This window comes from Streptomyces composti (assembly GCF_012034205.1).
GTDB classification, from domain to species: Bacteria; Actinomycetota; Actinomycetes; order Streptomycetales; family Streptomycetaceae; genus Streptomyces; species Streptomyces composti.
In genome coordinates this window covers 229745-256138 of record NZ_JAATEM010000001.1, presented here as the reverse complement: position 1 = coordinate 256138, position 26394 = coordinate 229745, and the positions used below count along the sequence as shown (strand labels likewise).

25 protein-coding genes and 1 pseudogene are annotated in these 26394 nt (G+C 73.9%); 14 read left to right on the top strand and 12 right to left on the bottom strand.

The genetic code is table 11. The annotated features are described in order from the left end of the window. On the top strand, positions 1–858 hold the full coding sequence (locus HCJ93_RS01130; RefSeq protein WP_167990202.1) for an AAA family ATPase: 858 nt from the start codon (positions 1–3) through the stop codon (positions 856–858). Next, the gene (locus HCJ93_RS01125) at positions 855–2213 is read left to right on the top strand and encodes a vWA domain-containing protein (RefSeq protein ID WP_167990200.1); all 1359 of its coding nucleotides are present in this window, start codon (positions 855–857) and stop codon (positions 2211–2213) included. The genes HCJ93_RS01130 and HCJ93_RS01125 overlap by 4 nt, the downstream gene beginning before the upstream one ends. A gap of 40 nt (positions 2214–2253) precedes the next feature. On the opposite strand, the gene HCJ93_RS01120 is transcribed toward HCJ93_RS01125, so the two are convergent. The 4 genes from HCJ93_RS01120 to HCJ93_RS01105 all read right to left on the bottom strand — a co-directional run bounded on the left by HCJ93_RS01120 (position 2254) and on the right by HCJ93_RS01105 (position 5487). Further along, positions 2254–3102, bottom strand: coding sequence for a class I SAM-dependent methyltransferase (locus HCJ93_RS01120; RefSeq protein WP_167990198.1), 849 nt, complete (start codon positions 3100–3102; stop codon positions 2254–2256). A gap of 111 nt (positions 3103–3213) precedes the next feature. Beyond that, entirely contained in the window at positions 3214–3573 is a 360-nt protein-coding gene (locus HCJ93_RS01115) for a cupin domain-containing protein (RefSeq protein ID WP_167990197.1), read from the bottom strand. 160 nt (positions 3574–3733) lie between these two features. After that, positions 3734–4711 carry a pyridoxal-phosphate dependent enzyme gene (locus HCJ93_RS01110; protein ID WP_167990195.1) on the bottom strand — a complete coding sequence of 326 codons (978 nt, stop codon included), beginning with the start codon at positions 4709–4711 and terminating at the stop codon, positions 3734–3736. Further along, positions 4708–5487: a helix-turn-helix transcriptional regulator gene (locus tag HCJ93_RS01105; protein WP_167990193.1), complete on the bottom strand. Its 780-nt coding sequence runs from the start codon at positions 5485–5487 to the stop codon at positions 4708–4710. Before HCJ93_RS01105 ends, HCJ93_RS01110 begins: the two co-directional genes overlap by 4 nt. Positions 5488–5691: 204 nt before the next feature. Here HCJ93_RS01105 and HCJ93_RS01100 point away from each other — a divergent pair, with 204 nt between their 5' ends. The 3 genes from HCJ93_RS01100 to HCJ93_RS01090 all read left to right on the top strand — a co-directional run bounded on the left by HCJ93_RS01100 (position 5692) and on the right by HCJ93_RS01090 (position 9013). Next, complete coding sequence (locus tag HCJ93_RS01100; RefSeq protein WP_206316639.1) at positions 5692–6465, top strand: sulfite exporter TauE/SafE family protein; 774 nt, start codon at positions 5692–5694, stop codon at positions 6463–6465. Between the two features lie 142 nt (positions 6466–6607). Beyond that, the gene (locus HCJ93_RS01095) at positions 6608–8347 is read left to right on the top strand and encodes a sensor histidine kinase (RefSeq protein ID WP_167990190.1); all 1740 of its coding nucleotides are present in this window, start codon (positions 6608–6610) and stop codon (positions 8345–8347) included. A gap of 243 nt (positions 8348–8590) precedes the next feature. Next, positions 8591–9013 (top strand): pyridoxamine 5'-phosphate oxidase family protein, encoded by a 423-nt coding sequence (locus tag HCJ93_RS01090; RefSeq protein ID WP_167990188.1) that lies wholly within the window; start codon positions 8591–8593, stop codon positions 9011–9013. A 20-nt stretch (positions 9014–9033) separates the two neighbouring features. Here HCJ93_RS01090 and HCJ93_RS01085 read toward each other — a convergent pair whose 3' ends face one another. The 3 genes from HCJ93_RS01085 to HCJ93_RS01075 form a co-directional block, all read right to left on the bottom strand. Further along, a complete protein-coding gene (locus HCJ93_RS01085) occupies positions 9034–9726 on the bottom strand; it encodes a response regulator (RefSeq protein ID WP_167990187.1) in 693 nt (230 codons plus the stop codon). Positions 9727–9869: 143 nt separating this feature from the next. Further along, positions 9870–11084, bottom strand: a complete 1215-nt coding sequence (locus HCJ93_RS01080; RefSeq protein WP_167990394.1) for a PP2C family protein-serine/threonine phosphatase — start codon at positions 11082–11084, stop codon at positions 9870–9872. Positions 11085–11358: 274 nt separating this feature from the next. Then, a complete protein-coding gene (locus HCJ93_RS01075; protein ID WP_167990185.1) occupies positions 11359–11982 on the bottom strand; it encodes a DoxX family membrane protein in 624 nt (207 codons plus the stop codon). Positions 11983–12433: 451 nt separating this feature from the next. Between HCJ93_RS01075 and HCJ93_RS01070 the strand changes: the two genes are divergently transcribed. Next, complete coding sequence (locus tag HCJ93_RS01070) at positions 12434–12646, top strand: hypothetical protein (RefSeq protein ID WP_167990183.1); 213 nt, start codon at positions 12434–12436, stop codon at positions 12644–12646. After that, on the top strand, positions 12646–13320 hold the full coding sequence (locus tag HCJ93_RS01065; protein ID WP_167990182.1) for a restriction endonuclease: 675 nt from the start codon (positions 12646–12648) through the stop codon (positions 13318–13320). Before HCJ93_RS01070 ends, HCJ93_RS01065 begins: the two co-directional genes overlap by 1 nt. Before the next feature lie 75 nt (positions 13321–13395). On the opposite strand, the gene HCJ93_RS01060 is transcribed toward HCJ93_RS01065, so the two are convergent. From HCJ93_RS01060 to HCJ93_RS01050, 3 genes are all read right to left on the bottom strand, one after another. Further along, positions 13396–13893 (bottom strand): flavodoxin domain-containing protein, encoded by a 498-nt coding sequence (locus HCJ93_RS01060; protein ID WP_167990180.1) that lies wholly within the window; start codon positions 13891–13893, stop codon positions 13396–13398. A 100-nt stretch (positions 13894–13993) separates the two neighbouring features. Further along, positions 13994–16741: a bifunctional acetate--CoA ligase family protein/GNAT family N-acetyltransferase gene (locus tag HCJ93_RS01055; RefSeq protein WP_167990178.1), complete on the bottom strand. Its 2748-nt coding sequence runs from the start codon at positions 16739–16741 to the stop codon at positions 13994–13996. A gap of 244 nt (positions 16742–16985) precedes the next feature. Beyond that, positions 16986–17882: a universal stress protein gene (locus HCJ93_RS01050; protein ID WP_167990176.1), complete on the bottom strand. Its 897-nt coding sequence runs from the start codon at positions 17880–17882 to the stop codon at positions 16986–16988. 290 nt (positions 17883–18172) lie between these two features. Here HCJ93_RS01050 and HCJ93_RS01045 point away from each other — a divergent pair, with 290 nt between their 5' ends. From HCJ93_RS01045 to HCJ93_RS01025, 5 genes are all read left to right on the top strand, one after another. Then, on the top strand, positions 18173–19366 hold the full coding sequence (locus HCJ93_RS01045; protein WP_309141281.1) for a sensor histidine kinase: 1194 nt from the start codon (positions 18173–18175) through the stop codon (positions 19364–19366). After that, positions 19366–20043, top strand: coding sequence for a response regulator transcription factor (locus tag HCJ93_RS01040; protein WP_373563542.1), 678 nt, complete (start codon positions 19366–19368; stop codon positions 20041–20043). Before HCJ93_RS01045 ends, HCJ93_RS01040 begins: the two co-directional genes overlap by 1 nt. A gap of 85 nt (positions 20044–20128) precedes the next feature. Beyond that, a complete protein-coding gene (locus HCJ93_RS01035) occupies positions 20129–21085 on the top strand; it encodes an ABC transporter ATP-binding protein (RefSeq protein WP_167990172.1) in 957 nt (318 codons plus the stop codon). Then, on the top strand, positions 21070–21846 hold the full coding sequence (locus tag HCJ93_RS01030; protein ID WP_167990171.1) for an ABC-2 transporter permease: 777 nt from the start codon (positions 21070–21072) through the stop codon (positions 21844–21846). Before HCJ93_RS01035 ends, HCJ93_RS01030 begins: the two co-directional genes overlap by 16 nt. Before the next feature lie 18 nt (positions 21847–21864). Beyond that, positions 21865–22896, top strand: coding sequence for an alpha/beta hydrolase (locus HCJ93_RS01025; RefSeq protein WP_167990170.1), 1032 nt, complete (start codon positions 21865–21867; stop codon positions 22894–22896). Positions 22897–22939: 43 nt separating this feature from the next. On the opposite strand, the gene HCJ93_RS01020 is transcribed toward HCJ93_RS01025, so the two are convergent. Together HCJ93_RS01020 and HCJ93_RS01015 are read right to left on the bottom strand one after the other, a co-directional pair. Further along, positions 22940–23464: a hypothetical protein gene (locus tag HCJ93_RS01020; RefSeq protein WP_373563539.1), complete on the bottom strand. Its 525-nt coding sequence runs from the start codon at positions 23462–23464 to the stop codon at positions 22940–22942. 127 nt (positions 23465–23591) lie between these two features. Then, a complete protein-coding gene (locus HCJ93_RS01015) occupies positions 23592–24557 on the bottom strand; it encodes a pirin family protein (RefSeq protein WP_167990169.1) in 966 nt (321 codons plus the stop codon). A gap of 166 nt (positions 24558–24723) precedes the next feature. Between HCJ93_RS01015 and HCJ93_RS01010 the strand changes: the two genes are divergently transcribed. Further along, entirely contained in the window at positions 24724–25098 is a 375-nt protein-coding gene (locus HCJ93_RS01010) for a tetratricopeptide repeat protein (RefSeq protein ID WP_167990168.1), read from the top strand. Between the two features lie 374 nt (positions 25099–25472). After that, positions 25473–26170 (top strand): annotated as a pseudogene (locus tag HCJ93_RS01005) (peptide deformylase). Positions 26171–26394 lie beyond the last annotated feature (224 nt).

Genomic DNA, 26394 nt, shown 5'->3' with positions numbered 1-26394 from the left:
ATGTTCACTTCCGTCGACGACGTCTCCGCCCGCCTCGCGGAGGCCGGCTATCTCGCCTCCCCCGCGGTCGCCACCACCGTCTTCCTGGCCGACCGGCTCGGCAAGCCGCTGCTGGTGGAGGGGCCCGCCGGGGTCGGCAAGACCGAGCTGGCCAAGGCGGTCGCCCGGGTCGCCGGGGCCCGGCTGGTGCGGCTGCAGTGCTACGAGGGCGTCGACGAGTCCCGGGCGCTGTACGAGTGGAACCACGCCAAGCAGCTGCTGCGCATCAGCGCAGGACGGGACGAGAGCTGGGACGAGACGCGCACGGACATCTTCAGCGAGGAGTTCCTGCTCCCCCGCCCGCTGCTGACCGCGATCCGCGGCGACGAGGCGAAGGTGCTGCTGATCGACGAGATGGACAAGGCGGACGTCGAGGTCGAGGCGCTGCTGCTCGAGGTGCTCAGCGACTTCCAGGTGACCGTCCCGGAGCTGGGCACGGTGACGGCGACCCGCCGCCCCTTCGTCGTCCTCACCTCCAACGCCACCCGCGAGCTGTCCGAGGCGCTGCGCCGCCGCTGCCTGTTCCTGCACATCGGCTTCCCCGACGCCGAGTCGGAGCGGCGGATCGTGCACCTGAAGGTGCCGGGGATCGACGCGGCGCTCGCCGAGTCCGTGGTCCGGGTGGTGGGCGCGCTGCGGGCGATGGACCTGCGGAAGGTGCCGTCCGTCGCCGAGACCGTCGACTGGGCCCGCACCCTGCTGGCCCTGGGCGCCGACACCCTCGACGAGACGGTGGTGCGCGACAGCCTGGGCGTGATCCTCAAGCACCAGGACGACGTGCTGAAGGCGCAGGCCAAGCTCGACCTGGACGCGGTGTGACCACCTCCGCGGATCTCGCCTCCCGCCTGACCGGGCTGGTCGACGCGCTGCGCGCGCACGGCCTGCGCATCGGCACCGGTGAGACGGTGGACGCGGCGCAGGCGGTCCGGGAGCTCGGCCTCGCCGACCGCGAGCTGCTGCGCGAGGGCCTTGCGGCGACCCTGCTGCACTCGGCCGGTGCGCGGCCGGTGTTCGACGCGGTCTTCGACCTGTACTTCCCGAGCGGCGTCGGCGCGCCGGACGTGGAGCCCGCCGGCCGGGAGGAGCTGCGCGACCGTCTGGCCGCCGCGCTCGCCGACGACGACACCGCACTGATGCGCCGGCTGGCGATCGAGGCCGTCGACGGTTTCGGCGGCTACGGCGCTTCGCCCGCCTCGGACGGCTGGTCCTCGTACCAGACGCTGGACCGGCTGCGCCCCCAGACCCTGCTGGCACGGGTGCGGGACGAGGTGCGGGCCCGGGGCGGCTCCACCGGGTTCGGCGACCGGCTGCTGGAGGACGAGATCCGGCGGCGCATCGAGGAGTTCCGGCGGATGGTGACAGCGGAGGCCCGGCGCCGGGTGGCCGAGCGGCGGGGCCGGGACGAGATCGCCCGGCGGGCGGTGGCACCGACGGCGGACCGTGTGGACTTCCTGTTCGCGGGCAAGGAACGGCTGGCCGAGCTGCGCCGGACGGTCCAGCCGCTGGCGCGGAAGCTGGCGACCCGGCTGGCCGCACGGCGGCGCCGGGCGGCGCGCGGCAGCATCGATCTGCGGCGCACCCTGCGCGCCTCGCTGTCCACCGGCGGGGTGCCGATGCGTCCGGTGCTGCGCCGCCGCCGTCCCGCGCGGCCGGAGCTGGTGCTGCTGTGCGACGTGTCCGGCTCGGTGTCGGGCTTCTCCGACTTCACCATGCTGCTGGTGCAGGCGCTGCACGACCAGTTCAGCAAGGTGCGGGTGTTCGCCTTCGTCAACCGTGTCGACGAGGTGACGGGCCTGCTGGTGCACGGTGCGGCCGACCCGGAGGGTCTCGGCGCCCGCATCAGGGGCGAGGCGGCCCTCACCTCGTGGCACGGCAGCAGTGACTACGGCGCCGCGCTCGGCGAGTTCACCGAGCGGTACGCGGATGCCGTGGGCCCGCGCACCACGGTGTTCGTGCTCGGCGACGCCCGCAACAACATGGGGGACCCGAACCTCCCCGCGCTGGCCGGGATCACCGCCCGCGCCCGGCGGGTGTACTGGCTCAACCCCGAGCAGCGCTCCCGCTGGGGCACCGGCGACTCGGCGGCGCCGGCGTACGCCGAGCTCGTCGAGATGCACGAGTGCCGCAACGTACGGCAGTTGAGCGCGCTGGTGGGGCGGCTGCTGCCGGTGTGAGGTCCGGCCACGTTCCCGGGCCGGGCCGTGGGGCCGGGCGTCAGGCGTCGGCGCGGCGGGCGGTGAACAGCAGGTACTCCCAGTCCATCACCGTGCCGTCCGTGCCCGCCCCCCGGTCGTGGCTCCGGGCGAGCTCCGCCAGGTCCCGGTCCAGGGCGGCGGCACGCCCGGCGTCGTCGCCGATCGCCTGGTAGACGCTGATCGTGGGGCCGTAGCGCTGCTTGAAGTAGTCCCGCCACTCCTCGGGCGAGGCGAAGCGGTCCACCGTGAGCATGCGCCGCTCGGCCGTCACTTGGGTGATCCGGTCGCCGAACAGCGCACGCACATGACTCTCGTCGCCCCACAGCGGCGGCGGCTGCGCACCCGGCGGGGGCGGCGGGGCGTAGGGCTTCATCGCGGCGAGCATGCGGCCGAGGAACCCCTGTGGCGTCCAGCTCAGCAGTGCCACGGTGCCACCGGGGCGGCAGATGCGCAGCAGCTCGTCGGCGGCCTTCTGGTGGTGCGGGGCGAACATGACGCCGACGCAGGAGAGCACCACGTCGAAGGAGCCGTCGTCGAAGGGCAGGGCCTCGGCGTCGGCCTCCTGCCAGCGCAGCTCGGCGCCCCGCTGCTCGGCCAGCCGCCGCCCGGTCTCCAGCAGTTCGGGGGTCAGGTCGGAGGCGACCACCTCGGCTCCGGCCAGTGCCGCGGGGATGGCGGCGTTCCCCGTACCGGCCGCCACGTCGAGGACCCGGTCCCCCGGGCTCACCCCGGCCGCCCGGACCAGGATCTCCCCGAGACCGGGGATCATCTCGGCGGCCACGCTCGGGTAGTCGCCCTGAGCCCACATCGCGCGGTGCTTGTCCTTCAGGGCACGGTCGGCCGCGGCCGTGTCACTTCCGTTGCCCATCAGCGCTCCTCGACGGTTCACGGCACGGCCCAGAAGGCGCGCGGCCCAGCGCTGCGCCTTCGGTTTCCTGGCCGGGTCTCCGGGGTGTCAGCACTCCGTGCAGTGCTGGTACTACTCCTTCTTCGCGTACTCCTGCGCCATGGTGCCCGCGAAGTCGTACACCACGACCTGCTCGTCGCCGACGACCCAGGCGTCGTGGCCCGGCGGGCAGACGAAGACGTCCCCGGGGCCCACTTCGCTCTCGGCGCCGTCGTTCATCCGGATGTGCAGCCGGCCCTGCACGACGTAGCCGTTGTGGTGGATCTCGCACAGCTCGGTCCCGGCGATGGGGCCGACGGACTCCGTCCAGCGCCACCCCGGTTCGAACGTGGCCACCGCGAAGTCCAGCCCCGTCAGGTGCACCGCTTCGAGGTGTCCCCTGGGGAAGTCGCGCCGCTCGTCCGGCTTGTCCAGCGTCTTGACCTCCAGCATGGCCCTTCTCCCTTCCGGTGGCCCTGGCGACCTCGCCCGGCATGCTCACGTGACCGCGTGACACGCGGCCCCGGTGGGCGTGCACGGCCTGGGCCCGCCACTCCATCGTCCGCCCGGCAACTCGGCGGCGCCATTCGGGTGACGGGCCCGCCCGGGGGCGTCAGGCGCCGGGGCCGCAGAGCCTGGCGAAGCGCTCGGTGTCGATGTTCCCGCCGGAGAGGATCACCCCGACCCGGCCGGCCAGCGCGCCCGCCCGGCCGGTGAGCAGCGCGGCCAGCGGGGTGGCCCCGCTCGGCTCCAGGACGATCTTCAGACGCTCGAAGGCGAAGCGCATGGCGTCCCTGATCTCGTCCTCGCCGACCGTGACGACCCCGTCCAGCAGCCGCCGGTTGACCGAGAAGGTCAGCTCTCCGGGGGTGGGCAGGGCCTGCCCGTCGGCGATGGTGCGCGGAACGGGGATGGTCACCCGGTGTCCGGCCTCCAGCGACCGTCTGGTGTCGTCACCCGCCTCGGGCTCGACCCCGATGACCCGCGCCCCGGGCCGGAGCCCCTTGACGGCGGTGGCGCAGCCGGCGATCAGACCGCCGCCGCCCACCGGGGCGAGCAGCAGGTCCAGCGCGCCCGCCTCCTCCAGCAGTTCCAGGGCGGCCGTGCCCTGTCCTGCCATGACGTGCGGATGCTCGTAGGGCGGGATCAGGGTGAGGCCCCGTTCGGCGGCGAGCGCCTCGGCGATGGCCACCCGGTCGCCGGTGTAGCGGTCGTAGGTGACGATCTCCGCTCCGTACCCCTCGGTGGCCGCCCGCTTGGACGGCGGCGCGTCCTCGGGCATGACGATGACGGCACGGGTGCCGAGCTCCCAGGCGGCGAGCGCGACCGCCTGGGCGTGGTTGCCGGAGGAGTAGGCGGCGATGCCCCGGGACAGCTGCTCGGGGGTGAGCCGGGAGGCCGCGTTGTAGGCGCCGCGGAACTTGAAGGCGCCGACCCGCTGGAAGTTCTCGCACTTGAGGTGGATCTCGGCGCCGGCCCTTTCGTCCAGCGTGCGGGAGCGCAGCACCGGGGTGCGGTGGGCGACGCCCTTGAGGCGCTCGGCGGCGGAGCGGACGTCGTCCAGGGTCACCGGCTGGCTGGTGGTCGTCATGCGGGGCCTCCGGGTGGGGCGGGATCGGCGGATGTGTTCGGGGTGCCGGACCGGGAGCGCGCGCCGGGCGCGGCCGGGGGGTGCGGGGGGCCGGCCTCGTTCTCGGCAGGCTCCCCGTTCCGGGCCTGGGAGAGGTAGCTGTAGGCGGAGGCGCGGGAGATGCCGAGCCGGGACGCGACCTGCTCGACCGAGCGCCGGACGGCGAACACCCCGCTCGCCTCCAGGTCGCGGAAGAGCCGCAGCCGTTCGGCGCGGTCGAGCTGTGCCCAGCCGCGGTGCCGGCGCAGTGGGTGGGCGTCGATGACGGCGTCCACCACCGAGCCGATGTCGTTGCCGAAGGTGGTCGCCGGCGGATCGGCCGCGGGGCCGGTGCCGAGGCCGGCGAGCGCGCCGAGCAGGGCGTGCGCCTGCCCGACGGCCCCGGCGTCGATGTTGACGCACAGGGCGCCGAAGACCGCGCCGGTGGAGTCGCGCAGCGGCATGGTGGAGGACTTCACCAGCGTCCCGGTGCGGGTGCGGGTGAGCTGGTTGAGTTCGTTCTGCGCCTCCTCGCCGCGGGCGAGCATCCGCATCCCGATCTCGCTCATCGCCCCGCCGACGGACCGGCCGGTCACCGATCCGGCCACGGCGATCACGGACGCCTCCGGGCGCCGGTAGTCGTGCAGCACCACCTCGCACACCGGTCCGAAGGTGGCCGCGAGCCCCTCGACGACCGGCCGCAGCGCCGCCAGGATCGCGTCGCGCTCGGCGCCGAGCCGCGCCTCGTCGGCTGCCATGCCCACTCCCCTCGTCCGCACGGTTCCCGGATCGACACCTGGACTATATGTCCAACCACTGGATGATGTGTACAGCACCCCGGGCAAAACGTGTCGAGCCCGACCGCCGGGCCCCCCGCCGCTCGCCCCCCGATCCGCTCATGGATGATCGGAACCGGCCCCTCGACCTGCAGGGCGGGGAGGCGTACCCGCGACGCGAAGGAGATGGCTTTGTCCATCTGGGAGGCTCTGGCGGTCCTCGCTGCCGGAATCGGCGCCGGCACCATCAACACGATCGTCGGCTCGGGCACCCTGATCACGTTCCCGGTGCTGCTCGCCACCGGACTGCCGCCGGTGACCGCCACGGTGTCCAACGCCCTCGGTCTGATCCCCGGGTCGGTCAGCGGCGCCATCGGCTACCGGGCGGAGCTGAAGGGGCAGCGCAGCCTGGTGCTGAGACTCGCAGGGGCCTCCGCGACCGGCGGTCTGGCGGGCGCGGTCCTGCTGCTGATGCTGCCCGAGACCGCCTTCGAGACGATCGTTCCCGTCCTGGTCGCCCTCGCCCTGGTGCTGGTGATCTTCCAGCCGCGCCTCTCGGCGGCCGTGCAGCGCCGCCGGGAGCGCAACGGCACCTCCGCCGTCTCCCACGGCGGTCCCGTCCTCTTCGGCTCGCTGCTGCTCGCCAGCGTCTACGGCGGCTACTTCACCGCGGCGCAGGGGATCATCTACCTGTCCCTGATGGGGATGCTGCTCGACGACACCCTGCAGCGCCTGAACGCGGTGAAGAACGTCCTCGCCGCGATCGTGAACACCATCGCGGCGCTGTTCTTCCTGTTCGTCGCCGACTTCGACTGGTCCGCCGTGCTGCTGATCGCCGTCGGGTCCGCGCTGGGTGGCCAGGTCGGCGCGAAGGTGGGGCGGCGGCTGCCTCCCTTCGCGCTGCGCGTCTTCATCGTCGCCGTCGGCTCGGTCGCCATCGTCCAGCTGCTGCTCCGCTGACCCGGCGCCGGACGGGGCGTCATACGATCGATGTCCGGACGGCACACGGCCGGCGCGTACTTGGGCAAGCGTTCGCGCGCGGGGAGGACCGTTGGGCATGCTGGTGGGGTGCCTTGCGGTACCCCCACCGGAGGGAGCGGGAATGGTGGACAGTCCGGTCGAACGGCACGGGCGCGGCCCGGGGGCACCTCAGCTGCGGCTGGACGAGCTGCTGGAGGGCCTGCAGGCGCAGGTGGCGCAGGTGCGGGCCACCCGTGACCGGGTGCACACCCTGCTGGACGCGGTGCTGTCGATCGGTTCCGATCTCGACCTGGGTGTGGTGCTGCGGCGCATCACCGAGTCCGCGGTCACCCTGGTCGACGCCGAGTACGGGGCGCTGGGCGTGCTCGGCGAGGAGGGCAAGATCGCCCAGTTCATCACCGTCGGCGTGGACGAGGAGACCATCGAGCGGATCGGCCACTACCCGGAGGGGCGCGGCATCCTGGGCCTGCTGATCCGGGAGCCGGAGCCGCTGCGCCTGGCCGACCTCACCAGACATCCGGAGTCGGTGGGCTTTCCCGAGGGGCATCCGCCCATGACGTCGTTCCTCGGTACCCCGATCCGGGTGCGCGGACGCGTCTTCGGCAACCTGTATCTGACGGACAAGCGCGACGGGGGCGAGTTCGACGACGAGGACGAGGCGGTGCTGCGCACCCTGGCCGCGGCGGCCGGTGTCGCCATCGACAACGCCCGGCTCTACGAGGACACGCGCCGCCGTGAGCAGTGGCAGGCCGCCAGCAGCGAGCTGACCCGCAGCCTGCTGTCCGGGACCGAGCCCGACTCCGTGCTGCACCAGGTGGCGGCGACGGTACGGTCGCTGGCCGGGGCGGATCTGGTGACGGTGGCGGTGCCGATCGCCGAGGGCGGGGAGCTGGTGATCGAGGCGGCCGAGGGCGAGGGTGCCGAGGAGGTGCGCGGACTGCTGCTGCCGGAGACCTCGCTCGCCGTGAAGGTCCACCGGACCGGTGAGCGGATCACCAGCAGCGCGCTGTCCCAGGAGCCCCAGGAGGGCAGCGGCTCCGCCAGCCGGGTACGGCTGGGCCCGGGCTTCCTGCTGCCGCTCAGCGGCCGCGAGCACGTCCGCGGCGTACTGCAGGTGGCCAACATGCCGGGCGGCGAGACCTTCTCCGATGCCACCATGACGATGATCAGCGGCTTCGCCGACCAGGCCGCGCTCGCGCTGGAGATCGCCGAGCACCGCAGGGAGGCCGAGCAGCTGATGGTGCTGACCGACCGCGACCGCATCGCCCGCGATCTGCACGACCTGGCCATCCAGCGTCTGTTCGCCTCGGGCCTGACCCTCAACTCCGTGCTGGCCCGGCTGGACGACCGCCCCGACGTGGCCAAGCGGGTCCAGCGGGTGATCGACGACCTCGACGACACCGTCAAGACGGTGCGGACCACCATCTACGCCCTGCGGGAGCACGACCGCTCCGAGGGGCGGCCGAAACTGCGGGCGCAGCTGCTGGCGGAGACCGACCTGGCCGCCGAGGTGCTGGGCTTCAGCCCCGCCCTGCGCATGACCGGGCTGCTGGACACGGGCGTGCCCGCGGCGCACGCCGAGCATCTGCTCGCGGTGCTCCGCGAGACGTTGTCCAACGTGGCCCGGCATGCGAAGGCCTCCGCGGTGGAGGTCACCGCCGAGGCCGACGGCACCCGGCTGCGGCTGCGGGTCGCGGACAACGGCCGCGGCATCGACCCGGCCGTCACCCGCCGCAGCGGCCTGGACAACTGCCGCCGCCGCGCCACCGACCTGGGCGGTGACCTCACCGTCGGCCCGAACGAGCCGACCGGCACGGTCGTGGAGTGGACGGTGCCGCTGCCCGCGGAGAGCGGCGCGTGAGCGCTGTGCCCACCTGGTGCCGGGCGCTTCGCGCGAGCACGGTGCCCCGCCCGGCCGCGGCGCCACGCATGCGCACCGCGCCCACGCCGTCGGGGAGCGGCGCACCGGCCACGGTGCCGGCGGTGGTCGGCGCCTTGTCCCGGACGGCCCGGTCGGTGATCCTTTCCTGAGAATTGAGGACAGCCGCGCAGGTGGGGCCGGTCGGCCCTATCCTCTCGCGGCGGTGGCGGAGAACATGAAGCAATGGACCACCAGGACGCCTTCCGCGCACTCGACCGGCAGGAGTGCCTTCGGCTGCTCGCCAAGGTGCCGGTCGGCCGCGTGGTCTACACCCGGCACGCCCTTCCGGCGGTGCTGCCCATCAATTTCTCCCTGGACGCGGACGCCAACGTCCTGCTGCGCACCTCGCCCAACTCCGAGCTGGTGCGCGCGGTGGACGGCTTCGTCGTGGCCTTCGAGGCGGACGAGTACGACGCGGCCACCCGCTCCGGCTGGAGCGTGATCGTCACCGGGCCGGCCACCGTGGTGACCGACCCGGCCGAGGTGGAACGGCTGTCCGAGACCGCCCCCGCCTCCTGGATGCCCCTGCCGGAGTCGGTGATCGTGCGGATCGAGGCCGAGCTGGTCACCGGCCGCGAGCTGAGGGGGACGCCCGGGAACGGGTGAGTCGTCGCCCTTCCCCCCGGTCAGTGCCCTTCGTGCCTGAGCCGGTCCTGGGCCTGGGTGGCGATGACCGCCGCCTGGATGCGCCGCTCCACGCCCAGCTTGGCCAGCAGCCGCGAGATGTGGTTCTTCACCGTCTTCTCGGCGAGGTAGAGACGCTGGCCGATCTGCCGGTTGGTCAGGCCCTCGCCGATCAGGGCCAGGATCTCCCGCTCCCGCTCGGTGAGCCCCGGCAGCGCCTCCTCCTCCGGTGACGGCTCCCGCTCCTGGCGCAGCCGGTCCATCACCCGGGCCGTGACGCTGGGGTCGAGCAGCGACTGGCCGGAGGCGACGGTGCGGACCGCCGACACCAGGTCCGAGCCCTTGATCTGCTTCAGTACGTATCCGGCGGCCCCGGCCATGATCGAGTCGAGCAGCGCCTCCTCGTCGTCGAAGGAGGTGAGCATCAGACAGGCCAGCTCCGGCATCCGCGAGCGCAGCTCGCGGCAGACGGTCACGCCGTCGCCGTCCGGGAGCCGCACGTCCAGCACGGCCACCTGCGGACGCAGCGCGGGCACGCGGACCAGGGCCTGCTCGGCCGTGCCGGCCTCGCCGACGACGGTGATGTCCGGTTCGTCGTCCAGCAGATCGTGCACCCCGCGCCGCACCACCTCGTGGTCGTCCAGCAGGAAGACCCTGATCGGGCCGCCGTCGCCCGGCTGCGCGCCGTCCGCCATGGAATCGCTCCTTCTCCGCATCGCGCGCTCCTTCGCACCGCGCGATGCAACTGTCCGTCCTTCGCCGATCCTCCGCCATCCGGGCCCGCGGGGCCAGGGCCGGTCGGCCCTACCCGCCGCCGCTTCGTGCACCGGGGCACGGCTCAGGGCGGGCCCGGTGGCCGGATCGCCAGGAGCGCGAGATCGTCGTCGCCCGAGCCGGGGTGCCGGTCGGCCAGCACGCGGCACAGGTCCTTCAGCGGCAGGCCGCTGTGCGCCGCTGCCTCCGCGGCGAGTTCGTCCAGGCAGGCGTCCAGCGAGCGGCGGGGATGCTCGACCAGTCCGTCGGTGTACAGCAGGACCGTGTCCCCCGGCTTCAGCGCGCGGGTGTGGTCGGGGCGGGGCAGCGACTCGTCCACGCCGAGCGGCAGACCGGGCTCGGCCTCCAGGTAACTGGCGTGTCCGTCGGCCGTGACGACGAGCGGCGGCAGATGTCCCGCAGTGGACCACAGCACACGCCACCCCTCGCCCTGCCGTTCGATGCGGGCGAGGCAGGCAGTGGTGACGGGGGCCTTGGTGATGGCGTGCAGGGTGTGGTCGAGGCGGTGCAGGACCAGGCTGGGCGGGGTGCGGCGGTCGTAGAGCAGGGCGCGCAGCATGTTGCGGATCTGCGACATGGCCGCCGCCGCGGTCAGGTCGTGTCCGACCACGTCCCCGATGATGGCGGCGCAGGAGCCGTCCGGCAGCGGCAGCACGTCGTACCAGTCGCCCCCGAGATGGTGACCGGGTGCCTTGGCGGGGCGGTACTCGGCCGCGGCGGCGAACGGTGCCGGCTCGGGCAGGGTGGGCAGCAGCAGCCGCTGGAAGTGCTCGGCCGAGGACCGGGACTGCTCGTAGAGGCGGGCGTTCTCGATGGCGATGCCTGCGGCCCCGGCGAGTGCGGTCACCACGGCCTCGTCGTGGTCGTCGAAGCGCCGGCCGTCCCGCCGGTCGCACAGGTAGAGATTGCCGTAGATCCGGCCGCGGACGCTGATGGCGACGCCGAGCAGGGTGCGCATCGGCGGGTGGCCCGGCGGGAAGCCCACCGAGTCGGGGTGGCCCGGCAGGTCCGCCACGCGCAGCGGCTCGGGGTGGTGGATCAGATGGCCGAGCAGGCCACGGCCGTGCGGGAAGTCGGAGCCGGCCAGGGCGTCGTACTCCTGCTGGTTCAGGCCGAGCGGGATGAACTTCTCCAGCGCTGAACCGTCGTCGTTGAGCACGCCCAGGGCGCCGTAGCGGGCGTCGACCAGGTCCATGGCGGTGCTGACGATGCGCCGCAGCACCACCGGCAGCTCCAGCTCGCGGCTGACCGCCAGGACAGCGTTGAGCAGGCGCTCCATACGCTGCTGCGCCCTGGCCGACTCCTCGTCCGGGTCCACCACGACGTGCTTCTCCTCGTGTGCCGTGCGGCCGGGGCGTCGCGCGGTACCGCCGCGACGTGCGGTGCCGCCACCCTCGTCACATCGTGACCCGGCCGCCGCCTCCCCGCACGTCCGCGGCTACCGCCCGTCCGGCCCGGACCCTCGCGCGGGCGTACGGGGAGGGGCGTCCCCGTACGGCCGGGAACGCCCCTCTCCCGCGGCAGGCCGGCGGCCCACGCTCTCGGACCCGCTCTCACAGCAGCCAGCGGTGGCGGCTGACGAAGGGCAGCCGCGCCCACGCCTTGCCGAGTCCCCAGGTGGCGCCGGCCCCGGCCGCGGCGAGGGCGATGAGGACGACCGCGTACACCAGGTGGTAGTCGGCGAACGGGTTGGTCGACATGCTCGGCGAGCCGTCCGACAGGTGCCTGGCCGGCGGCCACTCCGCGATCCACATCAGCGCCATCATCACCGTCCCGGCGACCGCGGCGATCCGCAGGCCGATCCCCGCGAGCAGGGCGACTCCGATGCCGAGCAGACCCAGCATGAACAGCCAGTCGGCCCAGGCGGCCCCGGCCCAGTCGTGGAAGACGGACTCCATCGGTCCGACGGCGACACCGCTGAGGAAGCCCTCGGTGGGAGAGCCCCCGTCGATCCAGCCCTTCCCGGAGGGGGTGGCGTAGCCGAGGCCGAACGTCTTGTCCAGGAACGCCCACAGGAAGACGAACCCGGTCAGGATCCGGAGCCCGGCCATCGCGTACGCGCCGGCGGCGGTGGCCTCCGCGGTCGCCGCCCCGGCGGACGCCCGGTCCGCCGCGCCCCGGCGCAGCGACGGGAAGCGGAAGGCGGGACGTCGGTGCGGGTGCTCGTGAACTGCCATGGCGCTCACCTCTTTCGCACGGTGAAGCCGGCTCTCAACGGCTTCGTTGCACCTTCAATGTCCCGCTCCACGAACCCCGACCGGAGAGGCTGCAGGGCCCTCGGAACGGGCCGAAGGTCCCCGGTCCGCAGGGACGCTCCGCGTCCGGCCCGTCGCTCGGAAGGCCAGGGCGCACCACGGCGCATTCCGCATCCGGTGCGCGCCGTCTTTTCTCGCCAACCTCCATGTGCCGCCGTTGATCCGGCGCAGGCGTCCGTGCGCCCAGGTCAGAGCCCGGGTGCCCGCGCGGCGGAGCCCGTGCGCGCGAGGCTGCTGCCCCGCCGGGGCGGGCCGGATCGTTACCGAGGGGGGTGCGACGCCGTGAAAGGCCGTCAGGCGTTGTCAGTGCCCGCTGGTACACCCGGTTGCAGAGCAGGCCGCACGAGGCGGCCTCCGTCGAGAGGGAGACGGCATGAGGAAGGCACCCGAGGGATTCCACTACGTCCGCGGCCACCTGCGCCGCAACCCGAAACCCCGCAGTGCGAAGCGCATGAGCGGCTGGATGATCGCCGGTCTTCTGGCGGGCGTCTGGTTATGGGGCCAGTTGTTCGGCTTCGGGGAGGCCGGGACGTCGGCCCCCTCGAACGACCCCAGGCCGGCGGTCAGTGAAACGGCCGGCCGCTGATGGGCCGGATGCGTCTGCGGCGCCCGCGCGGTGCCGGAGAGTCGTTCTCGGCTGCGCTCGTCGGACTGGCCGTGCTCGTTCTGCTGGCCCGGACGGCTGCCGCGGTCGTCGACGCCGTGATCGCCGTGTGGCCGGTGCTGCCGGCCTGCGCCCTGGTCGCCGGCGCCGTCGCGGTGCGCCGGATCAGGCGGGCGTCGTCGCAACGGGCCCGGGACAGGGCGCGGTTGGCCGCCCTTCGCCTCACCCTCACCCAGCTCGACGCCCTGGACGATCGCCGATTCGAGTGTGCGCTGCGCGATCTGCTGATCCGTGACGGCTGGACGGCTCGGCGGGTCGGCGGGGGCGGCGACCAGGCCGCCGATGTCATCGCCTACCAGGGCCCGTTCGGGCGCATCGTCGTGCAGGCCAAGCACACCCGTGTCGGCGGAAAGGTCGGCTCCTCGGTGATGTACGCGGTGAAGGGGACGGCGGGCCCGGTCCATGGAGCGGATCACGCCGTCGTCGTCACCAACGGCGGCTTTACCCGTGACGCCAGGCAGTGGGGCGACCGGCACGGCGTCCACTGGGTCGACCGTGAGAGGCTCCGGCGCTGGGCCGAGACGGGTGCGGCCCTGCACGACCTCCTCGGTCTGGTGGCCCGCCCCCGGACCGGCCGCTTCAGGCGTGCCGCCTGACGGCCGGGAGCAGAGCCTCTGCGGAGGGACCCCGGCGCCGGGCGCCGGGGTGTCAGAAGGTGCCGGCCGGTGGGCTCAGATGTGCCTGATCTCGTCGGCGACCCGGGTCGCCCATGCCTCGACGGCGATGAAGTCGCGGTGGTCGCCGCCCTTTCCGTCGCGGAGGATCATGCGGGCGATCCAGCCCTTGGCGCCCTCCTGCAGGCAGCCGCCGAAGGTGACGTGGCCGCGGGCGTCGAGGGCGGTGACGGCCTTCCTGACGCCGGGCACGGGCGGGATGTCGCGCTCGGAGGCGGAGGCGTCGAGCGGGCCGCTGCTGAACAGCCACAGGGGGCGTTCGGCCAGGGCCCTGCGGTGCCGTCGCAGGAAGCGCCGGGCGTCCTTCTGCCAGCGACCGCCGTAGAGTCCGGCGCCGGCCACGACGGCGTCGTAGGGTGCCACGCTCGTCACGTCCTCGGCGGGCCGGACCTCGACCGTCAGTCCGTCCTTGCGCAGGACGTCGGCGACGGTCTCGGCGATGCGTGCGGTGGACCCGTTCGTGCTTCCGTAGGTGACCAACACGGTGCCGGTCATGGCGGTGCCTCCTTTCGCGTCCGGCGCGGCCGGTGCCGGTCACGCCGTGTGCAGCGTCTGCTGGTCGTTGCCGTACGGAGCAGCGATCAGCCGCGGGCTCTCAGCGGAGCCGGCGCAGATAGGGGTCCTGGGGCCGGCACGGCACCAGGCGGATCCGTGCGTCGAGCACGGTGACGGCGTCCGGTGTCGCCAGGACCGGGTTGAAGTCGGCCTCGGCGAGCTGCGGCAGGTCCTCCGCCATCCGGGACAGCCGCAGCAGCAGCTGTTCCAGACCGGCCACGTCGGCGGCCCGGCCGTCGTGCGCGCCGAACAGCAGCGGGGCGCAGCGCGGTGAGGTGATCAGGTCCTGCACGTCGTGGTCGGTGAGCGGGGCGAGGCGGGCGGCGTGGTCGGCCAGGATCTCGGTGGCCGTGCCGCCGAGTCCGAACAGCACCAGCGGGCCGAACACCTGGTCCTGGACGACCCCGGCGAACAGTTCGGTGCCGCGGGGTGCGAGGGGCTGCACGACGACGCCGGTGACGAGCCCGTCGAAACGGGTGCGCAGGTCGCGGAAGGCGGACCTGATCTGCTGTTCGCCGCGCAGGTCGAGGTGGACGGCGCGCTGCTCGCTCTTGTGCACGAGTCCGGGCCAGTGGGCCTTCATCACCACCCGGCCGTCGGCGCCGCGCAGCCGTTCGGCGGCCGCCACCGCCTCGTCCTCGGTCTCCGCCCAGGCCCAGGGGATGTGCGGGATGCCGTAGCAGGCCAGCAGGTCCGCGCAGGGGCGCGGGTCGAGCCAGCCGCCGTCGGGGTGGGCGGCGAGGTGGTCCCGCACCAGCGCGCGAGCCCGGTCCGCGTTCACGCCGTCGAGCGCGGGGTCGGTCCCGGCGGGGCGGGCGAGCCAGGCGGAGCGGCGTGCGGCGTGGGCGAGCGCCCGTGCGGCGGCCTGGGGTTCGGCGTAGGAGGGGATGCTGCCGCCGCCGGCCGCCGCCGGAAGCAGCTCGACGGACCGCGCTTGTTCGAGGCGTACCAGGGTGACCGGCTTCGGCGTCGTCGGGGCGGCGGCCTCGGTGACGGCTCGGGTGACGGCTCGCACCAGGTCGTCCCCGGTTGCCGCGGCGACCGCCGTGGGGACGAGGGTCACCACCACCGCGTCGATGCCTCCGTGGCGCACGATCCGCTCCACGCAGTCCGTCAGCTGCTGTTCGGTGACGGCCGCGGTGGCGTCGACGGGATTGCCGACGGCGGCGCCCTCGGGGAGGGCGGCGCGCAGGTCGTCGGTCAGCTCCGGGGTGAGCGCCGGAAGGACCAGCCCCGCCTCGGCGCAGGCGTCGGCCGCCAGGACCCCCGCTCCGCCCGCGTTGGTGACGATCGCGACGCGCGGGCCTGCGGGCAGCGGCTGGGCGTGCAGCAGAGCTGCCGTCTCGAGAAGTTCACCGACCGAGCGGGTGGCGGTGATGCCGGCCTGGGTGAACAGCGCGTCGCGCGTCATGGTGCGGGTGGCGGCGGCCGCGGTGTGCGAGGCGGCGGCCTTCCTGCCCGCCTCGGTGCGGCCGGCGTCCACCGTCAGCAGCGGCATCCTGCGGGTCACCCGGCGGGCGGTGCGGGAGAAGGCGCGCGGGTTGCCGAAGGACTCCAGATGCAGCAGCGCGAGACCGGTGCGGCCGTCGCTCTCCCACCACTGGAGCATGTCGTTGCCGCTGACGTCGTACTTGTCGCCCAGGGAGGCGAAGGAGGAGACGCCGATGCCGAGCCGGGACAGTCCTTCGAGGAGCGCGATGCCGACGCCGCCCGACTGCACGGCGACGCCCGCGGTGCCGGGGCTGGGGTGCCCGGCGGCGAAGGTGGCGTCGAGGCTGATGCCCGGCTCCGTGTTGCTGATGCCCAGGCAGTTGGGGCCGACGAGCCGCATGCCGTAGGTACGGCAGGCGGTCAGGAGCCGCCGTGCCTGGTCCTTGCCGAAGCCCGCGGAGACGACCACCAGGGCCCGGACGCCCGCCCGCCCGCACTCCTCGGCGATCGCCGGGACCGCGGGGGCGGGCGTGGCGATCACGACGAGATCGGGGATCCGGGGCAGGGAGGAGACCGAGGGGTACGACGGCACGCCCAGGATGGCGGTGGCCGCGGGGTTCACCGCGAACAGCCGGCCGGTGCAGCCGCCGGAGTGCAGCTGGCGCAGGATGGCCCGGCCGACCGAGCCGGGGGTGCGGCCGGCGCCGACGACCGCGACGGTCCTGGGCCGCATCAGGGGGCGCAGGCTGGCGACGTCGGCGGTGCGTCCGCGTTCCTCGACCGCCGTGAGGTAGGTGTCGTTCTGGTCGAGGGCGATGGTGCAGCGCACCTCCGGTCCCTCGAAGCGGCGTTCGGTGCGCAGGCCGAGGTCGGCGAAGAGTTTCAGCACCTCGCGGTTCTCGCTGAGCGCGTCGGCGGTGAAGGCGGTGATGCCGTCGGCGCGGGCGGCGGAGACGAGGTGCTCGACGAGCAGGGTGCCGACGCCCCGGTGGTGGAGCCCGTCGGCCACGGCGACGGCCACCTCCGCCGTCTTCCGCCCCGCCCCGGCCTCGCTCTCCTGGTCGGCCCGGCCGTCCTCCGTCTCGTACTCCGCGAGGCCGATCACCCGGCCCTGCCGCTCGGCGAGCAGCGCTCGGTAGCCGGGGCGGGCCGGTCCGCAGGCCCGGTCGGCGGCGAGCCGGGCCGACCTGCGGGAGAGGGAGAAGAACCGCAGCCGCAGGTTCTCCGGGGACATCTCCTCGTACAGCCGCTGGATCTGCTCGTGGTCGTCGGGCCGGACGGGACGGATGCAGACGGTGGCGCCGTCGGCCAGCAGCGCGTGGACGGGCGGCCGGTCGGTCACGTCGTGCTGCGTCATCACAGGGCTCCTCACACAACCGGTCGGTCGTCTCGAGCATCCGGCGGATCCGGCGGCCGTCCCATGGGCTGACCGGGGCGCTTCGAAGGCCGGTCGGCCCCGGCCCCGTGCCGATCGGCCCCCGCCGGGACCCGCCGGAAAGACCCGTCCCCCGGGCCTGTCAGCAGGGGTCTGTCAGCAGGGGTCTGTCAGGCGGCACGGGTCAGGGGGACCGGTCAGGAAGGGCACGGCGGACCGGTGGCCGTCAGTGGTGCGCCACGACCGCGACGGGTGCCGCGCAGTGGTGCAGCACGGCGTGCGTGACGGGGCCGATGTGGACACCGACGGGCGCCCGGCGGATCCGGCGGCCGACCACGACCAGCGAGGCCTCGCGCGAGGCCTCGACGAGACGGCTCGCGGCGCTCCCGGCGGCGGACTCCTCGACCACCTCGACGTCCGGGAACGTCTCCCGCCAGGGACTCAGGATCTTCGTGAGCGCGGCCGCCTCCTGTTCGCCCAGGTCGTCACCGAGGCGGGGGCCGGCGGGCAGGGCGAAGGCGTAGTGGGCCGGGAGCGTCCAGGCGTGCACGGCCCTCACCGCGGTGCCCCGGCGTGCCGCCTCCTCGAAAGCGAAGGCGATCACCGCGTCATCGGGGTGCCGGGTGTCGATCCCGAGCACCACGGGCAGCCGCGCGGCCCCGGCGGACGACGCGCGCTCGCGCTCCTCCCCGTCCGCCCCCGCCACAGCACGCACCAGCACCACGGGGGCCTCCGTGTGACCGATCACGTACATGCCCACCGACCCGACGAGGAACCCGCCGAGCCCGCTCAGCCCCCGCGAGCCGAGCACGAGCAGCTCGGTCTCCTTCGCCACCCGGGGCAGTACGTCCATCGGGCTGCCGGGAACCGACTCCACCCGCACATCCAGCTCCCGGTGCCGTGAGCGCAGCCCGTCGGCCACCTGACGCGGAATCTGCTCACTCCAGCGCCTCAGCTTCTCCGGCGTCAGATGCGCGACCTCGGCGACCGGCTCGGGGACCGGTTCCCATACGTGCACCAACCTCAGCGGCAGCTGCCACAGTTCCGCTTCCCGCGCCGCCCACTCGGCGGCGGCACGGCTCTGGAGCGAGCCGTCGAGCCCCACGGCAATGCTGCGGAACATCAGGTCCACCTCCTGGAAACGGACTGCCGGCTCCAGCGTGCCGGGCGGGGCGCCCTCGGCGGCATTGCCCGCAGGTCCCTGACAGGGGCCCGATGGGCCCGGCTCGCGCGGACGCCACGCCGTCGGCGCTCCGGCCACCGCGGTGTCGTGCCGCGCCGGTTGCCCCGTCCGCGCGTGCCGTCCGGACCAGGCCCGCTCGGCCCGGATCCGGCTGCGCCCCGCGAGTTCGCCGGCGGCGTGTACTCCCGCGGATGTACGCGCACGCGGCGGTCGGCTCTTACCGTGAGGCTGTGAGCCGTTCCGAGCCCCGGTACCGCCTGCGTGCCCCCTGGCCCCTGCCACCGCCGCTCGCGGATCTGCTGATCGCGGCGGTCGTCGCGCTGTTCACCGGGCCGGACGTGGCCGTCAACGACCCCGGGCACCGGCAGGCCGACGGCGTGACCTGGCTGTTGTTCGCCGTGTCGATCGGGGCGCTGCTGGTGCGCAGCCGATGGTCGATGGCAGTCGCACTGGTCACCGGGGCGGCCTGCGCGGGATGGGCGCTGTACGGGCACATCGGTGAGCTGCTGAACCTGCCGGTGATGGTCGCGCTGTACACCGTGGCGGTGCAGGGGAACCGGACGCGGACGGTCCGTACCGGTGCGGTCGCCGCGCTCGCCTCCGGGATCGTCTCGGTGGTCGCCGGCAAGGACGTGGCGCAGCCGCAGGGGGCGCCGCTGCTGGAGATGCTGTGGCCGCTGGTGCCGCTGCTGCTGGGCGAGGTGGTGCGCGGCCGGAGGGAGCAGGTGCGCGCGTACGCGGAGCGGGCCGCGCGGGCGGAGGCGGAACGGGAGCGGGAGGCGCAGCGCCGGGTGGAGCAGGAGCGGGTGCGGATCGCGCGGGAGTTGCACGACGTGGTGGCCCACACCGTGTCGGCGATGACCGTGCAGGCGGGTCTGGCGCTGGACGCGTTCGACACCGAGCCGGAGGTGGCGCGGGCCGCGATGCGGCAGGTGCGGGCGTCCGGCAAGGAGGCGGTGCGGGAACTGCGGGCCACGGTGGGCGTGCTGCGGGCGGAGGGGGGCGTATCGACCGGGCCCGCGCCGCGGCTGGGCGAGCTGCCCGAACTGGTGGAGCGGATGCGCGCGGCGGGCCTGGATGTGACGCTGCGCATGGACGCCGGGCAGCTGCCGCAGGTGGTGGAGCTGGCGGCGTACCGGATCGTGCAGGAGGCACTGACCAACGTGATCAAGCATGCGCGCGCCCGGCACGCGACCGTGTCGGTGGGCCGGGACGGAGACGAGCTGGCCGTGGAGGTCGTCGACGACGGGGTCGCGGGAGGCCGGCCGGTTGACGGTTCCTGGCTCGTCGGCGACGGTTTCGGCCTCATCGGCATGCGGGAGCGAGCAGCCGCCGTGGGCGGCCGGCTGGAGGCGGGGCCGGTGCCGGGCGGCGGCTGGAGGGTCTGCGCGCGGTTGCCCGCCGGCGGTGGGGCGAGGGCGTGATCCGGGTTCTTCTGGCCGACGACCAGACCGTGGTACGGGCCGGCTTCCGTGCCCTGCTCGACCTGACCGACGACCTGGTGGTCGTCGCGGAGGCCGCCGACGGGGTGCGGGCGGTCGAGCTGACGCGCACCACGCGGCCCGACGTGGTGCTGATGGACATCCGTATGCCCCGCGCGGACGGCCTCGAGGCGACCCGCCGCATCGCCGCCGACCCCGCCCTGGGTTCCGTGCGCGTCCTGGTCCTGACGACGTACGAGATCGACGAGTACGTCTTCGAGTCCCTGCGGGCCGGGGCCGCCGGCTTCCTGCTGAAGGACATCGACCCGGAGGACCTGCGTTCCGCGATCCGTACGGTCGCCGCCGGGCACAGCCTGCTCGCACCCGCCGTCACCCGCCGGGTGATCGAGGAGTTCACCCGCCTCAAGGGCCCCGAGACGCGGGCCGTGCGGCGGCTGGAACCGCTGACCGGACGGGAGCGGGAGGTGCTGGCGCTGGTCGGTCGCGGGTTGTCGAACGACGAGATCGGCGAGCGGCTGCTGATGTCCCCGCTGACGGCGAAGACGCATGTCAGCCGGGTGATGAGCAAGCTGTCGGCGCGCGACAGGGCCCAGCTGGTGGTGCTGGCGTACGAGACGGGGCTGGTGCGGGCGGGAGAGCGGCCCGAGGAGGGGAGCTGAGCGCGCCGCCGCTACTCCCGGCGGAGTAGTCGCCGGCTCCCGGCGGCGGATGTCCGCCGTGGCCGTCCTCCCTAGCGTCGAAGACATGATCGAAGCGCGGGAACTCACCAAACGGTACGGCGGCAGGACCGCCGTGGACGGATTGACCTTCACGGTCCGGCCCGGGGCCGTGACCGGCTTTCTGGGACCGAACGGCGCGGGGAAGTCGACCACCATGCGCCTGGCCCTCGGCCTCGTCAGGCCGACCGCGGGATCCGTCACGGTGGCGGGTCGCCGCTACAGCGAACTGGCGGCGCCGCTGCGCGAGGCCGGCGCCCTGCTGGACGCGAGAGCGGTGCACGGCGGCCATACGGTGCGCCGCCACCTGCTCGGCCTGGCCCGCTCCCACGGCATCCCCGCCCGGCGGGTGGACGAGGTGCTGGGAGCGGTCGGTCTCGAGTCGGTGGCGGACCGGCGGGCCAGGGGCCTGTCGCTGGGCATGGCACAGCGGCTCGGCATCGCAGCCGCCCTGATCGGCGATCCCGGCGTCCTGATCCTCGACGAGCCGGTCAACGGCCTGGACACCGAGGGCATCCGCTGGATCCGGGCTCTGCTGAAGTCCCTGGCGGCGGAGGGACGCACGGTCTTCCTCGCCAGCCATCTGATGAGCGAGCTGGAGCTGACCGCCGACCGGATCATCGTGATCGGGCGTGGCCGGCTGCTCGCCGACACGGACATGCGCACCTTCATCGAGAGCAATTCCCCGCACGCCACGCTGCTGCGCACCCCGGCGGAGGAGTCCGGCCGGATGCGCGCCCTGCTCGAGGCCCGCGGCGCCGCGGTGCGCCCCGACGCGCACGGCCGCTGGCGGGTGACCGGGCCCACCACCACGGACATCGGCGAACTCGCCCGCGAGCACCGTATCGCCGTGCACGAACTCACCCCCTGCCGTTCGTCGTTGGAGGAGATCTACACGGCCCTGACGGGCGCGGCCGTCGAGTACCGGAGCACACGGTCCGCTGACGCGAATGCCGAGGAGGAGCTGTCATGCATGCCGTCGTGAACACCGCCGTCACCCCCGCTCCCGGGTTCCGGGAGGCACTGGCCTTCGAGTGGACGAAGTTCACCGGCCTGCGCTCCACCCTGTGGACCACCGCCGCAGCGGCCCTGGTGACCGTGGCCGGTGCCGTGTTCGTGTCCCTGACCCGCAGCCTGCAGCCGGACGACACCGTGCTCGGCGGCAGCCTCACTCTCAGCGTGGTCGGACTGATGATCGCGGGTGTGGTGGGTGCGCTGACGGTGTGCGGCGAGTACTCCAGCGGCACGATGGCCACCACCCTCGCCGCGGTGCCCCGCCGCGGCCGGGTGCCGGCCGCCAAGACCGTGCTGGTGTCGGCGGTGCTGTACGTCGTCGGGCTGGTGTCCTGCACGGTGGCCTACCTGCTGGGCGACGCCTTCCTCGACGGCTCCTACGCCCAAGGGCGGCCGCTGCCCGCGCTGTTCGGCATCGCGGCGCTCTTCTCCGTCGTAGGAGCGCTGGGAGTGGCCATCGGGCTGGTCGTGCGGCATCCGGCCGGTGCGGTCACCGTGGTGATCGCCGTGCTTCTGCTGCCGTCGCTGTTCGGGCCGCTCTTCGGGGATCTGCAGCGGTGGGTCGCCGGTGCCGCCCCGACGGCCGCGCTGGAGAAGCTCACCCAGACGTCCGACGCCGCCCCGGAGGCGGTGGGCAGCCTCGGCGGCTGGCCGTCCCTTGCCCTGGTCACCGCGTACACCGCCCTCGCCCTCGCGGCTGCGTCCGGCGTCCTGTGCAGGCGCGACGTCTGACGTCCGGCGAGGTGCGTGATGTGTGATGTCCGGCGGTTCCTCGTCCGGATGCTGGTGGCGCTGTGCAGCACGGCGGCCCTGCTCGCGCCGGCGGCGCCGGACGCCCGGGCCGGCGAGGGCGTCCGGGTGGTGGACGAGCACCGGGTCGCGGACCGGATCGTCGACCTGACCGTGCGCTCGTCCGCTCTGGGCCGTGCAGCCCGCGTCCGGCTGCTGACCCCGGACGGATGGGACGAGCGCGACCGTCACCAGCGCTGGCCGGTGCTCTGTCTGTTCGCCGGCGGTGACGGTGACCACGCGACCTGGACCCGGGAGTACCAGGTCCACCGAAAGCCGTCGCTGCGCGACACCCTGGTCGTCATGCCGGAGATGCCGCTGTACGGCTTCTACAGCGACTGGTGGAACCACGGCGACGGCGGACCGCCCGCCGTGGAGAGCTTCCATCTGCGCGAGGTGCTGCCGCTTCTCGAACGCTCCTACGGGGCGGGTACCCGGCGGGCGGCGGCCGGGGAGCCCCAGGGCGGTTTCGGCGCCCTCTCCTACGCCGCCCGGCACCCTGGACTCTTCGGGGCGGTGGCCAGTTACAGCGGGTTCGTCCATCCGCTGCGGCATCCGCACGCGGTACGGGCCGGTATGACCTACCTGGGCCTGGACTGGACGGCGCTGTGGGGCGACCCCGTCGCCCAGCGTGCGATCTGGCGGGCGCACGACCCCTTCCATCTGGCCGAACGCCTGCGCGGCACGCGCGTGCACCTGTCCAGCGGCGACGGCAGGGCGGGCGCGCTCGACCCGCCCGGGACCGAACCCGATCCGCACATCCCCGGTCTGGAGGACCCCGGCGATCCCTTCCCTCACGACGTCGTCTCGCCCACGGAATTCCTCATGGGGGACGAATCGCGCGCGGTGGCCACCCGCCTCGCGCGGGTCGGCGTCCGGCTGAGCACACACTTCTACACCGGGACGCACTCCCCGCCGTACTGGTGGCGCGAACTGGACCGCACCCTGCCGATGCTGCTGGAGGCCCTGGACGCCCGGCCGTCAGGGCGATGAGGCAGCGATGTGCTCGGTCACGGCCGGTGGAAGCGCGGCGCGGCTACGCCGTACCCGGACCCGCCGTGGGCCCCATGCCCCGCAGCTGCTGGACGGTGCCGCCGATCTTCTCCCGGAACCGCTCCAGCATCTCCGGGTCCTTGGCGCTGACGATCCAGCGCGGGCCGACGAGGTACGTGCCGCCGTACACGGCGGCGGAGTCGAGCCAGGCCTGCTGGTACTTCTCCTGGGGGAAGGTCGTGACGAGGTAGTCGAGCTCGGGCGTGTGGCAGAGGCCCTGGCGCAGTTCGTCGGCGTCGATACGGATCCTGGGCTTGCAGCCGGTGAGCCGGGCGATCACCTCGACCCGGGCGGGGGCCACGACACCGGCGGCGGGCGCCGCCGGGATGTCCGAGGGGTCGCTCTTCGCCTTCTCGTCGCCGTCCGCGCCGCCGCCGCACGCGGTGACCAGGGGCAGCAGGGCGAGGCAGCCGGCCAGCAGGGACAGGCGTATGCGGCGGGCGGTGTGCGGTGTGCGGCCGGTGCGTCCTGACTGCGGTGGCGGTGACTGCTCGGGATGCCGTGGCACGTGCCTCTCCGTACTGGGAGTACCCGGGTGCCCGGAGTACTCGGACCTCTCTGCCCGCGTCGGCGGGCGGGCGTTGGGCTACGGAGAGGGGTACGGGTGAACGGCGGCTCGTGTTCAGCCCGGTGCGTCAGCGCACTCTGCCCCGCGGCTTCAGCGGTGTCGCGGGCAGCTCGGGTGCGGGCAGCGGGGCCCCGGCATAGCCCTTGACCTCGCCGAAGCGGGTGCCCTCCATCCAGTCCCGGCGGGCCTGTTCGATCTCCTCCTGGGTGCGGGCGATCCAGTTCCAGAACATGATGAGCTCCTCCTCGAAGGGCTCACCGCCGAGCAGCATCACGCCGGCGTCCGACTCGGCGCGCAGCGGGAGTTCGGCGCGGCCGCAGCCGAGGTAGAGCATGGAGCCGGGCAGCACCGGCACGCCGTCGACGTGAGTCTCGCCGGACATGGCGAGGACGGCGTACTCGAAGTCGGGTTCGAGGGGGAGGCGGAGGTCGGCGCCCCGGGTGAGGGCCAGGTCGGCGCCGACGATGGGCGTGTAGGTGGTGCCGGGGGACGTGGCACCGTCCAGGCTGCCGAGGATCAGGGTGGCCGTGAGCCCCGGTGCCGTGACCACGGGCAGGTCGGCGTGGTGCTCGAAATGCGGGTCGGTGTGGCGGTGGCTGTCGGGGAGCGCCACCCACAGCTGGGCGCCGTGCAGGAAGCGGGCGTGCTCGCGGGGGCTCTCCTCGGAGTGGCTGATCGCCCGGCCGGAGGTCATCAGGCCCAGTTCCCGCGGGCGGATCAGCTGGAGGCTGCCCGTGGAGTCGCGGTGCAGCACCTCGCCCTCGTGCAGCCAGCTCACGGTCTGCAGGCCCATGTGAGGGTGCGGTGGCACCTGCATGCCGGGCTCGTCGGCGATGTCGTCGGGGCCGTAGTGGTCGACGAAGCACCAGGCGCCGATCATGCGCCGGCCGAGGTTCGGCAGCAGCCGCCGTACCTCGGTGGACTCGCCGAGCCGGACGTGCCGGGGGCTGAGGAGTTCGCGCACCGGTTCGGCGACCACGAAACCCCGCCCGCCGCACACCGAGGGGACCGCCTCGCGCTCAAGGTTGCTCATGCCGGACAACCTAGCCGCGAGACGTGCGGTCCGTCAGTGCGTCGCAGCGGGAACGGTCCGATATCGGTCCGATCGGGGGCCGGACGCGCTGCGGACGCCCCGCGAGGAGGGGGCTGAGGAATAGCCGGTCACCGCCGTCCGTTCCGGGCCTTCGAGGAGGTCACGAGTGGACACCAGGTACTACGGCCACGGAACGCCCGCCGAGCGCTGGGAGCGCGCCGGGACGTTCTTCGACGCCAAGGACTACGCCGGCGCCGCGCGCGTCCTGGCCGGGCTGGTCGAGGAGGTGCCGGAGCAGACCGGGCCGCGGCTGCTGCTGGCCCGCGCCTACTACCACTCGGCCCAGCTGCGCCGCGCGGAGGCGGAGCTGAGGACCCTCGTCGAACGTGACCCGGTGGAGCACTACGCCCGGCTGATGCTCGGCCGCACCCTCCAGCGGCAGGGGCGGCACGAGGAGGCCGCGTCCCATCTGCGCATCGCCGCCGCGTTCGAGGGGCGGTTCGACGCACCTGACGGGGACGGGGGATCATCCGGGGTCTGACGGGAAGCGGCCGAAGTGACGGGGGCCGACGTGTCCGGGCGGGGCCGGACGGGTTCCCCGTCACAGGTCTTGGTCAGGGACCCGTGACGAGGAACGCCGGGGCGGACGGCCCGGCGTCGGTGGTCCGCCCGGGGACGCTGCCCGGCACCCCCCTGTGGAGCCGGGCCCCCGTGTTCCAGAGGGTGGTTCCGCCTGTCCGGTTGCGCCGGAGGCCCGCCGGGTCCGCCGGTGGGCGATCTCGCCGAGCAGGATGCCGGCGGCACGAGGAACGCGGCCGGCGGGACGCCGAGGAGCGTGGCGTTCCCGCGCCGCGGGAGCGGCCTGTGCCACGTGGGGCCGTCGAAGGGCGGGTCGGGGCACGGCATGCTGGCGCGATGGGACACGCCGAACGTCAGGGAACGATCGCCGCGCAGGTGGAGGAACTCCTCGCCGTCCCCGGCCCGTTGACGATCGTCACCGCCGGTGACCCGGTGCTGCGACGCGGTGCCGAGCCGTTCGGCGGGCAGCTGGATCCCGGTCCGCCGGCCCGTTTCGTCGGGGCGCTGCGCCTCACCCTGCACGAGGCGCCCGGCGCCGGGCCGGCCGCGCCGCAGGTGGGAGTTCCGCTGCGGATCGCGGTGCTGGAGGATCCGGCTCCGGTACCCGAGGAGGTGCCCGGGCGCGGGAGCGCACGCCGCAGCCGTTCCGGGTGCTGATCAATCCGGCGTACGAACCGGCCGGCCCGGAACGGGTCGCGTTCCACGAGGGCTGCCTGAGCGTTCCCGCCTATCAGGCGGTGGTCGCCCGTCCGCGCGCGGTGCGGCTGACGGGGCAGGACGAGTACGGCCGGTCCTTCGACGAGGTCTTCACCGGCTGGCCGGCGCGGATCGTGCAGCACGAGACGGTTCACCTGGACGGCGTCCTCTGCCTCGACCGGGCCGAACCGCGCTCGCCGGCCTCGCTGCAGGCGCCGGCGGAACGCTGGTCGCGGCCGGCGCCCGAGGAGGCGGCCCGGGCGCCGGGGTTCGAACTGCCCTGGCGGCCTGCCGTGGCCGGCCGACGCGGCGAACCGACGCAGCCCGGAGAGCGGTGACGGTCCGCCGCGGCGCCTTGGCGACTGCGACTGACTGCGATCGGCGACCCCGCGCCTTCCTGCCGGCGAAACGGCGGGCGCGCGGCGCACTCGCCCACTCCCCCGGCGGGACCCGCGGAAAATCCGGCTGCGCCCGGCCCACCGCCCCGGCTACCTTGGCCGCATGTCCACGCCCCGAACTTCTTAGCCGAGGACCCGCTTTCACGCCACCCGTGTGTCCTCTT

Excerpts from the sequence above, each read along its gene's own strand:
- HCJ93_RS01025 (WP_167990170.1), top strand. The coding sequence starts at position 21,865 with ATGTGTGATGTCCGGCGGTTCCTCGTCCGGATGCTGGTGGCGCTGTGC.
- HCJ93_RS01075 (WP_167990185.1), bottom strand. The coding sequence starts at position 11,982 with ATGGCAGTTCACGAGCACCCGCACCGACGTCCCGCCTTCCGCTTCCCG.
- HCJ93_RS01070 (WP_167990183.1), top strand. The coding sequence starts at position 12,434 with ATGAGGAAGGCACCCGAGGGATTCCACTACGTCCGCGGCCACCTGCGC.
- HCJ93_RS01095 (WP_167990190.1), top strand. The coding sequence starts at position 6,608 with ATGGTGGACAGTCCGGTCGAACGGCACGGGCGCGGCCCGGGGGCACCT.
- HCJ93_RS01050 (WP_167990176.1), bottom strand. The coding sequence starts at position 17,882 with ATGTTCCGCAGCATTGCCGTGGGGCTCGACGGCTCGCTCCAGAGCCGT.
- HCJ93_RS01130 (WP_167990202.1), top strand. The coding sequence starts at position 1 with ATGTTCACTTCCGTCGACGACGTCTCCGCCCGCCTCGCGGAGGCCGGC.
- HCJ93_RS01035 (WP_167990172.1), top strand. The coding sequence starts at position 20,129 with ATGATCGAAGCGCGGGAACTCACCAAACGGTACGGCGGCAGGACCGCC.
- HCJ93_RS01015 (WP_167990169.1), bottom strand. The coding sequence starts at position 24,557 with ATGAGCAACCTTGAGCGCGAGGCGGTCCCCTCGGTGTGCGGCGGGCGG.
- HCJ93_RS01105 (WP_167990193.1), bottom strand. The coding sequence starts at position 5,487 with ATGGCAGCCGACGAGGCGCGGCTCGGCGCCGAGCGCGACGCGATCCTG.
- HCJ93_RS01115 (WP_167990197.1), bottom strand. The coding sequence starts at position 3,573 with ATGCTGGAGGTCAAGACGCTGGACAAGCCGGACGAGCGGCGCGACTTC.
- HCJ93_RS01085 (WP_167990187.1), bottom strand. The coding sequence starts at position 9,726 with ATGGCGGACGGCGCGCAGCCGGGCGACGGCGGCCCGATCAGGGTCTTC.
- HCJ93_RS01055 (WP_167990178.1), bottom strand. The coding sequence starts at position 16,741 with ATGACGCAGCACGACGTGACCGACCGGCCGCCCGTCCACGCGCTGCTG.
- HCJ93_RS01090 (WP_167990188.1), top strand. The coding sequence starts at position 8,591 with ATGGACCACCAGGACGCCTTCCGCGCACTCGACCGGCAGGAGTGCCTT.
- HCJ93_RS01080 (WP_167990394.1), bottom strand. The coding sequence starts at position 11,084 with ATGGAGCGCCTGCTCAACGCTGTCCTGGCGGTCAGCCGCGAGCTGGAG.
- HCJ93_RS01065 (WP_167990182.1), top strand. The coding sequence starts at position 12,646 with ATGGGCCGGATGCGTCTGCGGCGCCCGCGCGGTGCCGGAGAGTCGTTC.
- HCJ93_RS01110 (WP_167990195.1), bottom strand. The coding sequence starts at position 4,711 with ATGACGACCACCAGCCAGCCGGTGACCCTGGACGACGTCCGCTCCGCC.
- HCJ93_RS01120 (WP_167990198.1), bottom strand. The coding sequence starts at position 3,102 with ATGGGCAACGGAAGTGACACGGCCGCGGCCGACCGTGCCCTGAAGGAC.
- HCJ93_RS01060 (WP_167990180.1), bottom strand. The coding sequence starts at position 13,893 with ATGACCGGCACCGTGTTGGTCACCTACGGAAGCACGAACGGGTCCACC.
- HCJ93_RS01100 (WP_206316639.1), top strand. The coding sequence starts at position 5,692 with ATGGCTTTGTCCATCTGGGAGGCTCTGGCGGTCCTCGCTGCCGGAATC.
- HCJ93_RS01030 (WP_167990171.1), top strand. The coding sequence starts at position 21,070 with ATGCATGCCGTCGTGAACACCGCCGTCACCCCCGCTCCCGGGTTCCGG.